The 11,209-nt window shown below is 34.5% G+C and carries 6 protein-coding genes; 2 read left to right on the plus strand and 4 right to left on the minus strand.

Features of this window, described 5'->3' with window-relative positions; translation table 11 throughout:
• Positions 1-441: 441 nt before the first annotated feature.
• The 3 genes from F6K22_RS16930 to bicA form a co-directional block, all read right to left on the minus strand.
• Positions 442-579, minus strand: coding sequence for a zinc ribbon domain-containing protein (locus F6K22_RS16930; protein ID WP_363273736.1), 138 nt, complete (start codon positions 577-579; stop codon positions 442-444).
• The gene (locus F6K22_RS16935) at positions 554-799 is read right to left on the minus strand and encodes an IS200/IS605 family accessory protein TnpB-related protein (RefSeq protein ID WP_363273738.1); all 246 of its coding nucleotides are present in this window, start codon (positions 797-799) and stop codon (positions 554-556) included. Before F6K22_RS16935 ends, F6K22_RS16930 begins: the two co-directional genes overlap by 26 nt.
• A gap of 885 nt (positions 800-1,684) precedes the next feature.
• The gene (gene bicA, locus F6K22_RS16940; RefSeq protein ID WP_293100050.1) at positions 1,685-3,391 is read right to left on the minus strand and encodes a bicarbonate transporter BicA; all 1,707 of its coding nucleotides are present in this window, start codon (positions 3,389-3,391) and stop codon (positions 1,685-1,687) included.
• Between the two features lie 563 nt (positions 3,392-3,954).
• On the opposite strand from bicA, the gene ylqF reads away from it, so the two are divergent.
• Positions 3,955-4,809 (plus strand): ribosome biogenesis GTPase YlqF, encoded by an 855-nt coding sequence (gene ylqF / locus F6K22_RS16945; protein WP_293100053.1) that lies wholly within the window; start codon positions 3,955-3,957, stop codon positions 4,807-4,809.
• A gap of 1,997 nt (positions 4,810-6,806) precedes the next feature.
• Here the strand turns inward: ylqF and F6K22_RS16950 are convergent.
• Positions 6,807-7,619 (minus strand): SnoaL-like polyketide cyclase, encoded by an 813-nt coding sequence (locus F6K22_RS16950; RefSeq protein ID WP_293100056.1) that lies wholly within the window; start codon positions 7,617-7,619, stop codon positions 6,807-6,809.
• A gap of 2,243 nt (positions 7,620-9,862) precedes the next feature.
• Between F6K22_RS16950 and F6K22_RS16955 the strand changes: the two genes are divergently transcribed.
• A partial coding sequence (locus tag F6K22_RS16955; RefSeq protein ID WP_293100059.1) for an NB-ARC domain-containing protein occupies positions 9,863-11,209 on the plus strand: 1,347 nt, incomplete at its 3' end.

The following is an 11,209-nucleotide window of genomic DNA, read 5'->3' on the forward strand; positions in this document are numbered from 1 at the left end:
GAAGAGCTAACGCACTACACCTCATTCATTCTCAATAAGAGTTTGATTTTAGTTGAAGTATTCTTCAGTTCCCGAACGCAAATTCGTCTCTATATATAGCTTTCAACTAGCTTGTCACCCCGTGAGGCGAAGCACATAGAGAGTAAATCTTGCTTATACGGGTGCTATGAAGCAGAAAGCCCCTGCTAGCAATGCTAGGGAATCCCGCGCTGTCACGCAAGTGCAGCGTCGGGAGGATGTCAATTAATATGTTATATCATCAGGACTTACGCAGGGGTACTATATATAGAGTACAAAAACTGTAGCGCTATGGTTTTTAACACTACATAGATGGTCTCTGCGTCAGTCCTAATCATGTCCGGTTGAACAGTTATAAATAATTAGGCAGGAGACAGCAGACAGGAGACAGGAGATAGGGAAAAAAGTGTTTTCATCACGCTCTTATCCGGACATGATATTAATTGCAGCATTTTCATCTCTATCTAAAACTATTTTACATTTAGGACAACAGTGAGTTCTAACTGATAAAGTTTTAGGTACTTTTTGACAACAATTACTGCAATGAGTGTGATGTATGATTGGGGTTAACTTTAATTATATGAACACCGCGCTTTACCGCTACTGCGTTCAATTTTTCAATAAAAGCACCCCAAGCTACATCATAAATTGATTTTGATAGTTTCGTGTTTCTAGCTAAACCTTTAATGTGAAGGTATTCTTCAGCAATTAGGTCATATTCTTTAACTAATTTATGAGCAGTTTTTAAGTGAAAATCTTCTCTTTGCCTGGCAATATGTATTCAATGAATAATTAATAATGAAAGAAGGAAACTAATTATTCACCAATTATTAATTATTAGAAGTTTATTTAGTCAAATTAAATTCTTCTAATAATTAATTATTAATTATTAATTATTAATTATTAATTATCAATGTGCCTTGTTCCAGTTGTTTGACCCAATTTCTTTTATAGATAGAATTCGATGCTTTCTTGCATTTATTAGATTGAGATTTTCTATAGAATTTAGGTACAAAAACAGTCTTACCAGTATTGTTAGTTAAGAACTCTTTTAAGCCTACATCAATACCTACAGCTTTTGTTGCTAGTTGCACCAGGTGTAACTATTGAGCAATTAAAGGAATATGTTGAACATTAATCGACACCTTTGACATCTCCAGGGGTTGAAACACCCTGGATTCCGTGGCTAACCCACCGCAAATGGGATAAATCCACATTTGCTTAAAGCCTGAAGGGCAGACTTCTAAACTTCTCGGCATAGACCGAAATCTAGCTGTGAGTCTACTTTTTTTTAGCTAAAAGAGTGGTTTTACTAGGCGGTGTTGGAGCAATCTTCTCGCTGCTCTAGCTGCCTACTTGCTTTGAGCCGTCGTAAGAAATCAATTCCCCTTGCAGGTGTCCACCGGAATTTCACCGCAAAGTCCGCTCTTGTCATGGCGACAAACCTTGTTCCTTATTCCTCTAGCATAGCAAACTTTTACGCCGCTTTATTACCCGCGTGTCGTTATTCAACCAGGGGATAAATCTTCCGGGAACTTTCCTCCCGCCATTTTTTCTGTTTAATTTGCTCTGAGCAATTCCCCTCCCGTTAAATCGCCCGATTATAACGGGAGACCCCTTGCCAAATCTAGTTGGGAAAAATCCGGTTTCTGCGATCAACATAGGATTAAGAACTGGGAAAAGCAGGTTTTTGGATATTTTCATAGCTAGAGCCTTCTTTTTGCTTCACTATTTGTAAACCTTCCTTAAGTGCAGTTAGGCGATCGCCCATCCAGTAATTTTCTGCAATTAAGCCAGCAATTCCCAGATTTTCTAACCGACGTTTGACCTTTCCAGTTGCTCCAACCATAATTATATCTCGTCCAGCATCGATTGCCTCTTGAATGGCATTTTCAATGGCCAAAGAAGAAGTCACCCCTAGAATTGGCACTTCACTCAAATCGACAATCAACACATCATAATTACTAATGGCACTATGCTCTCTGGAAATTGCTTTGGCTACTCCAAAAATCATTGGCCCGCTCAAATGAAACAGTAAAACTCGGCCATTTGCCAATTCCAAAATTTGCTTTTCTTCTTCATTCATTACGATTTGATCGTCCGCATCAGTAATCGCTTTTACAGACTGAGATTGCATTTCTTCGAGACGTTCAATGGTTAAAATATTCGCGATAAAAACTCCCACCGCAACGGCCACCATTAAATCCACAAATACCGTGAGGAGCACCACACTATAAACAATTCCGGCAGCCTTCCAAGAAATTTTGTGAACCCGTTTGAGGAAACCCCAATCAATAATATCAATTCCCACCTTTAAGACAATTCCTGCTAATACAGCTAGAGGAATTCCGGAAGTTAAAGGTGCTGCCCATAACACAACAATTAACAGTGCTAAAGCGCGACTAATGCCAGCTAAAGCGGTGCGTCCCCCTGCTTGGATACTAACTACAGTTGCCGTTGTTGCTCCAGAACCAGCAATTCCACCACATAAACCTGTAATTAAGTTAGCCACCCCTTGACTGATTAATTCTTTATTAGATTTATGTTCAGTTCTGGTCAAACTATCTGATACCAAACAAGTTAATAGGCAATCAATAGAACCTACCATACCCAAAACCATGGCATTTACAAACATTAACCGTAAATTTTCAGCGGTAAATGTAGGCATTTGCAGTTGTGGCAAACCGGGGGTAATTTCTCCAATTGTAGCGATCGTCCGAATTTCAATGTTTCCAAAGAAAATTAAAGAAATCGCTGTACCAATTATCAAAGCTATTAGTTGAGGAGGGACTAACTTTTTTAGTTTTGCAGGACAAAAGAACAAAATTCCTAGAGTAATTAACCCTAACAATGTTTCCCATGGATTAATATTGGCAATCAAATTAGGGAAAGCCTTAATCACACCAATTACTCCACCAGAGGGGGTTTCTTGACCGATAAACGGTGCAATTTGCAAAAAAATCAAAATAACGCCAATTCCTGTCATAAAACCAGAAATGACGTTATAAGGGAGCATGGTAATATACTTCCCCAACCGCAGGACTCCAAATAGGATTTGAAAGATACCGGCCATCATCACCACGGTAAAGGCCATGGCCAGACCACTTTCGGGATTTACGGCCATTAATTCGGCGATAACAGCGGTGACAATGACGGTCATCGGTCCAGTGGGTTCGGAGATCAGACTAGGAGTGCCACCAAATAAGGCGGCAAAAAATCCGACTAAGATTGCTCCCCACAACCCAGCAGCAGCACCTGCTCCAGAAGCAATTCCGAAAGCTAGTGCCATTGGTAAGGCCACCACTGCGGCAGTTAACCCGCCAAAAATATCTCCTTTTAGGTTTCGGAAATGAATCGTATTGGTAATTTGCATACAAGATTTCCCTCAATCACAATTAAGATGCTACATCTGAATAATGCAAGTTATGATCCTAAATTTATTTGACCATTTGGGCACTGGTACTCCCAATAATTACCGAAAAATTCAGGTATAAAGCCTCTCTATTCATGGAGAAAAAGCGGTCGTTTGCGGAGCATTCCGAAGGATGGGATGCTGAGGAAACCTGCGCCATATCTATGAGACCAAGAGAAGAAAAAAAATCCTTTGATCCAATCCTCTTAATTTATCAGAAGAGGTAATACCAATTTGATAAATGTTTGTTACAAATGGTAGAAGTAAGAAAGAAGGAATAGGGAAGAAGGAAGAAGGGGTAAATTTTTAAAAAAAGGGAAAAAAATAGATATAACTATCTCAAATTAACTGGAGCAGCTATTTTTAAGTATATCCGATTAATATCTACCTTTTTGTAGCATTCTTTTTTAAAATTGGTATAATTCGCTCATTCTAAATTCGCTCATTCTAAATTCTTGTGTTCCAATCCTCTTAATTTATCAGAAGAGGTAATTCTAAATTCGCTCATTCTAAATTCTAAATTAATGACTATTCAATGGTATCCAGGCCATATTGCGAAGGCCGAACGAAATCTTAAGGAACAACTGAAACGGGTTGATGTGGTTCTGGAGGTTCGAGATGCTCGTATTCCACTTACTACTAACCATCCCCAGGTATCTGAGTGGGTGGGTACTAAAGCACGAGTTTTGGTATTAAATCGGATGGATATGATTCCTGTGGAACTTATGAAAAGATGGCAGGAATGGTTTGAGGGTGAGGGGCAAGTGCCTTATTTTACTAATGCTAAGTTGGGTGATGGAGTGAAGAGTTTGGCCAAGGCAGCGAGGGAAGCTGGCCGTGCTGTTAATCAGAGACGGCGCGATCGCGGGATGTTACCTCGGCCTGTCCGTGCTGTGGTTATTGGTTTTCCTAATGTGGGAAAGTCTGCTCTGATTAATAGGTTGTTGAAGAGGAAGGTTGTTGAGAGTGCTAGACGTGCTGGTGTGACTAAGCAATTAAGATGGGTACGCATTTCTGATGAGATTGAATTGTTGGATGCTCCTGGGGTAATTCCTAGTAGGATTAAAAATGAGGAGGATGCGATTAAGTTGGCTATTTGTGAGGATATTGGGGATGCTGCTTATGATAATCAATTAATAGCTGCTAGTTTGATTGATTTATTAATGTCTTTAGAGGTTGATAGTAATGGTTTTGTTTCTGCTTTTTGTTTGGAGTCTCGTTATGGTTTGAATGCTAATAGTTATACAGGTGAAGGTTATTTACATGAGGTAGCAGATCGGATTCATCAAGGAGATATTGAGCGTACTTCTAGACGTATTTTGGATGATTTTCGCAAGGGTTTATTAGGGCAAATATCTTTGGAGTTACCACCAATTTAATTTCAGAATTTAGAATTTAGAATTGAGAATTCAAAATGCCTGATTTTATAGGCTAAAAACTTTTTTACGGAATTGAGAATTGAGAATTGAGAATTGAGAATTGAGAATGCCAGATTTTATAGGCTAAAAACTTTCTCACGGAATTGAGAATTGAGAATTGAGAATTGAGAATGCCAGATTTTATATGCTAAAAACTTTCTCACGGAATTCAGAATTGAGAATTGAGAATTGAGAATTGAGAATGCCAGATTTTATATGCTAAAAACTTTCTCACGGAATTCAGAATTGAGAATTGAGAATGCCAGATTTTATAGACTAAAAACTTTCTCACGGAATTGAGAATTGAGAATTGAGAATTGAGAATGCCAGATTTTATAGGCTAAAAACTTTTTGACGGAATTCAGAATTGAGAATTGAGAATGCCAGATTTTACAGGCTAAAAACTTTTTGACGGAATTCAGAATTCTGAATTCTGAATTGAGAATGCCAGATTTTATAGGCTAAAAATTTTTTCACGGAATTCAGAATTTATAATTCAAAATGCCAGATTTTATATGCTAAAAACTTTCTCACGGAATTCATAATTGAGAATTGAGAATGCCAGATTTTATAGGCTAAAAACTTTTTGACGGAATTCAGAATTGAGAATTTAGAATGCCAGATTTTATAGGCTAAAAACTTTTTGACGGAATTCATAATTGAGAATTTAGAATGCCAGATTTTACAGGCTAAAAACTTTTTCACGGAATTCATAATTGAGAATTTAGAATGCCAGATTTTACAGGCTAAAAACTTTTTCACGGAATTCATAATTGAGAATTTAGAATTGAGAATGCCAGATTTTATAGGCTAAAAACTTTTTCACGGAATTGAGAATTTAGAATTGAGAATGCCAGATTTTATAGGCTAAAAACTTTGACAAAACAACAGTTTCAGGCAATTATTTTATTTGACATTTAAAGTTTAGGGGTTGCTGATGGGTGGGTATGATTTGTATTTTTTGGCAATTCCTAAACTATTGAATAAAAAAGTATTTGAAATTATTCATTTTTGATTTTCATACCTTGATTCAGCAACACCAAAGTTTGAAACTATTTGTGACATTCTTAAGGTGAATTGGTATAAGTATTTAGGGTTTGCTCAAATAGTCTTTAATTCCTTTGATACCCGGTTTTTGATGAAAATATTTCTGGTATTGTTCTGAGGCAGAATTCCTGAATAGGGCGATCGCTTCTTAATAATAGGGTTGAATAAAAAGTCATGTGTATGAGCGAGCTACCCCTCGTAGTTTTTATGATATCAGAAAAATTCTGAGGATGCAAGGGAAAATCCTTTGACGCGGCGATTTTTTTAGGAGCTTTAGAAAATGAAAATGTTTGTGGTTTTCTACCCTAGGAGCAAACTATGGATGGAAAGATTTGAGCGGGCAAAAATAAGCATATAGTTTATGGGAAGCTCTCTGAAAATGAAAATATTTCTGGTATTGTTCTGAGGCGGAATTCTTGAATAGGGCGATCGCTTCTGAACAAGGAATTTGGGTTGAATAAAAAGTCATGTGTATGGGCGAGTTACCCCTGACAGTTTTTATGATATCAGAAAAATTCTGAGGATGCAAGGGAAAATCCTTTGACGCGGCGATTTTTTTAGGAGCTTTAGAAAATGAAAATGTTTGTGGTTTTCTACTAAGGAGCGATGGATAAAAAGATTTGATGAGGGGAAAAATCTGATTCTAATCTTAAAAATAAGGGAGTCGGGGAATAAGGAAGTAGGGAAGTATTTTTCAATCTTTTCGGTGTATTGCCTCTATTCCACTGCCGACTATAACTCTAAAATTTAATCGCGGACAAAGATAGCAAATGGATTCTACAAACCTCTGGCAAAATTTTTAATTAAACCAATTCAAGATATAGAATAAACAATTTTATCCCCCCTATTTCCTCCATACCTATTTCCTATTCCCTGAATTCTGCAAGAAGTCTTATAAACCGGATTTAGTATTACTGTATAAAAGCTGCAAAAGGACAGCGACTTACTCGATAATTAGAGACTTTCGGATTTTTTTTCAGTCGCAAAAAGTTTTTTATAAAACCCATAAATTTCTGTTGTAAGGAATTAGAAGTTTGTGTTTCTCCAGATGATTGTTGTTGCTTTTGAGCAATAGCTTTACCACCGGATGTTAGACTATCTAAAAATTTTGTATTGTCATAATAGTGTTCTAATGAAAGAATCTTTAAATCCTCATCAACTTTGACAATACTTATTCCAATAACTTCAATTGTCTCTCCTGTGGAAACATAATCTTTATAATTTCCTCGAAAATGTCCCCAATGTCTCCATTTAACAACAATTGTTGGTGGTGGAGAGTAAACTTCTACGACTTCCCATAAAAAACCTTCGGGAAATGCTGTATGAAAGAGATTTGTGGAAGTCTCAAAACTTTCTTCTGAGGCTTTGTAATGTTGAGTATTACCTATCAATAATTTGTAAGTACCTGAGTTGATTAAATCTTGTAATTGATAATTAGTTCCACCGTTTGTACTCATGCGGAATTTATCTTGAACTACAGTTAACCAGTCTTGAGGATTTGTTTTGAAATTTGCTTCAATATCGAATGTTCTTACTAAGTTTTGTACAATTGATTCAAGAGAGTTTTCTGGGTGGTTATATTTACTTTCTTTGGCTAGATTTTTAGTAGAAGTAGTGTAATTTGGTGCTGCTCCATTACGCCATTTTACATTCTGACTGGATTGTAATACTTTCTCTCTATCTTGAACCCACAATGGTAGATTATCGGTGTTAATTTGAGTCATTATGTACCTCGTTTCATTAATTGATAATGGATAATTGATAATGGATAATTGATGGTTACCTCTGATTAAAACCGTAACGGAATTGAATATAGGGATTTTTTTTCAAATTGATAATGAAAAATATCACGAAAATCTCAATTATTGATTAATAAAAGCTATTTCTAATTATCAATTGTAAATGATCGAGTTCGCCATTGGTAAAAAGAGGCAATAAAGCTAAATTGATTAATTATCAAGTTCGCCATTGGTTAAGTATTAGTTAATTGGTGTTGGTGAATGATTGTATTATTTTTAGTAGGGGAAATTTCCTACGGAATGCTCCGCAAACGCGAATTGCTCGTGCAGTAGTTAGTAGTTAATAGTCAGTGGTTAAAACAGTTTTTTTCCTGACTATTCATCTGATTCTGATAGAAATTTCATACCTGATTTCACCAATACCAGTTAATACAGAAATAGATTGCCAAAATAGTCATTAACTGGAAAATTTTTTTAGTTGTCAGTGGTTAAAACAGTTTTTTCCTGACTATTCATCTGATTGTGATAGAAATTTCATACTTTATGTCACTCATACCAGTTAATACAGAAATAGATTGGCAAAATAATCATTAACTGGAAAATTTTTTTAGTTGTCAGTGGTTAAAACAGTTTTTTCCTGACTATTCATCTGATTGTGATAGAAATTTCATACTTTATGTCACTCATACCAGTTAATACAGAAATAGATTGGCAAAATAATCATTAACTGGAAAATATTTTTAGTTGTCAGTAGTCAGTGGTTAAAACAGTTTTTTCCTGACTATTCATCTGATTTTGATAGAAATTTCATACTTTATGTCACTAATACCAGTTAATACAGAAATAGATTGGCAAAATAATCATTAACTGGAAAATATTTTTAGTTGTCAGTAGTCAGTAGTCAGTGGTTAAAACAGTTTTTTCCTGACTATTAATCTGATTCTGATAGAAATTTCATACTTTATGTCACCAATACCAGTTAATACAGATAAAGTAGATTGCCAAAATAACTATTGACTGGAAAATATTTTTAGTTGTCAGTAGTTAGTAGTCAGTAGTTAAAACAGTTTTTTCCTGACTATTCATCTGATTCTGATAGAAATTTCATACCTAATTTTACCAATACCAGTTAATACAGAAATAGATTGGCAAAATAATCATTAACTGGAAAATATTTTTAGTAGTCAGTAGTCAGTGGTTAAAACAGTTTTTTCCTGACTATTAATCTGATTCTGATAGAAATTTCATACTTTATGTCACCAATACCAGTTAATACAGATAAAGTAGATTGCCAAAATAACTATTGACTGGAAAATATTTTTAGTTGTCAGTAGTTAGTAGTCAGTAGTTAAAACAGTTTTTTCCTGACTATTAATCTGATTCTGATAGAAATTTCATACTTTATGTCACCAATACCAGTTAATACAGAAATAGATTGCCAAAATAATCATTAACTGGAAAATATTTTTAGTAGTCAGTAGTTAAAACAGTTTTTTCCTGACTATTAATCTGATTCTGATAGAAATTTCATATTTTATGTCACCAATATCAGTTAATACAGATAAAGTAGATTGCCAAAATAACTATTAACTGGAAAATTTGCATCTCTTTGTAATTCCATATGTAAGTATCATTGCATCTGTTAATTATTAACACCAGGGAAGTTCGGGAACTTATAAAAAATTATTTGTATATTTCAGCATTAAATTTTCTGAACCCTAACAATTCTAAGGTTTTTGTGACAAAAGCATGGCTATTTCAGTTATCAGTTATCAGTTATCAGTTATCAGTCATTAGCATCTCTGACCTTATACCATGTTTAAAAAACAATGTTACAAATAATAAGCACTATTGAAATATTTTATAGGAAATTTGTATTTGACAAATAAAGATTATTTACAATACGAAAAAGTATATAAAACCTATTCATTCTGACTATTGACTCCTGACTTATGACTTCTTCTGTTGGGAGAAGTAGGGGTGAGTTTATTTCTAATAAGTACCCTAACTATTTGTAGTAAAAACTTATCAAGTTGGTATTAGTCGGAGGCTTCAAATACTGAATCGAATATTTTTTTCATCCTGTTAAAAGGGAAGGCTTGAGACCTTGTTTTTTAGTCAATAAAAAATTCAATAAAAATATAAAACTTCCATAAAAATCCATAACTTCCAGATTGACGATCTTTATGATTAGGAAGAATAAGAGGTAAATAATAGGTAATTCTACTATGACTGGACGAAGCAGAGGTAAACGAGGAGTGATTCTGACAAATGAGGGATGGCATAAACTAAATAATGCTCAACAAATTCAAGAAAGTAAAGAAAATTCTGTCAAACCTTATACTATTGAAAATTTGAGTGAAATAACTAGACTCGATCCGACGACTATTTCTAAAGTTTTACATCGAGAAGTTGGTGTTGATAAACGTACTTTAGATCGCTTTTTTCGTGGTTTTGGTTTGGAGTTAAATCCAAGTGATTATGCAAAATTAGATGTAGTCAATAATAAGGTTGAAAAACCAAGAGATAATCAACGAAATAATTATTTTTGTGATGAAGCTCCAGATGTTTCGATTTTTTATGGTCGTTCTGAAGAATTAAATATACTCAAACAATGGGTTGTAGATGATGGTTGTCGTTTAATTACACTAATTGGAATTGGTGGAATTGGCAAAACAACTTTATCCGCGAAGATTACTAAAAATTTGAGTCAATATTTTGAGTGTTCAATTTGGTTTTCTTTACGGAATGCACCACCACTTTTAGAAATTATTACTAATTTATTACAGGTTTTATCTAATGGAGAGGAAACAGATTTAGGGCAAAATATTACTCTGATAATTAATAAGTTAATTGGGTATCTGAAAAATCGACGTTGTTTGTTAATTATGGATAATGTTGATGCTATTTTTTCGGAGGGTAATTATGCTGGTAATTATCTGGAAGGATATGAGGGTTATGGTGAATTTTTTCAAAAAGTAGGGGAGACAAATCATCAATGTTGTTTGTTAATTACTTCTAGAGAGAAGCCAAAGGAAATTGCTGCTATTGAAGGTAAAGAGTTACCTGTTCGTTCATTACAAATTAGCGGTTTGGGTATTTCAGAAATCAAGGAAATTTTTAAAGCTAAAGGAATTGTTGATACTAGAGATTCAGATTTACAAGAGTTGATTAATAATTATGGTGGTAATCCTTTATATCTTAAAGTTATCGCAACTACTATATTGGATTTATTCGATGGTAATGTTGATGATTTTCTGGCTCAAGGTACAAGGGTATTTGGTGATATCTGTAATCTTATTAATCGACAATTTCAACATTTATCACAATTAGAAAAATCTGTATTATATTGGTTGGCTATCAATAGAGATGCTGTGGCTATAACCGAATTAAAAAATGATTTGTTGTTACCGAAGTTTGAACATCGGAATAGTAATGAATCAACTCTGGAATTAAAATCGATTAATCAATTTAGTTTACTAGAAATATTAGATTCATTACATCGTCGTTCCCTAATTGAAAAAACTAGAGATGATATTCACAATAGCTCGAAATTTTCTCTACAACCAGTAGTT

Source organism: Okeania sp. SIO2F4 (genome assembly GCF_010672385.1).
In the GTDB taxonomy this organism is placed as follows: domain Bacteria; phylum Cyanobacteriota; class Cyanobacteriia; order Cyanobacteriales; family Microcoleaceae; genus Trichodesmium.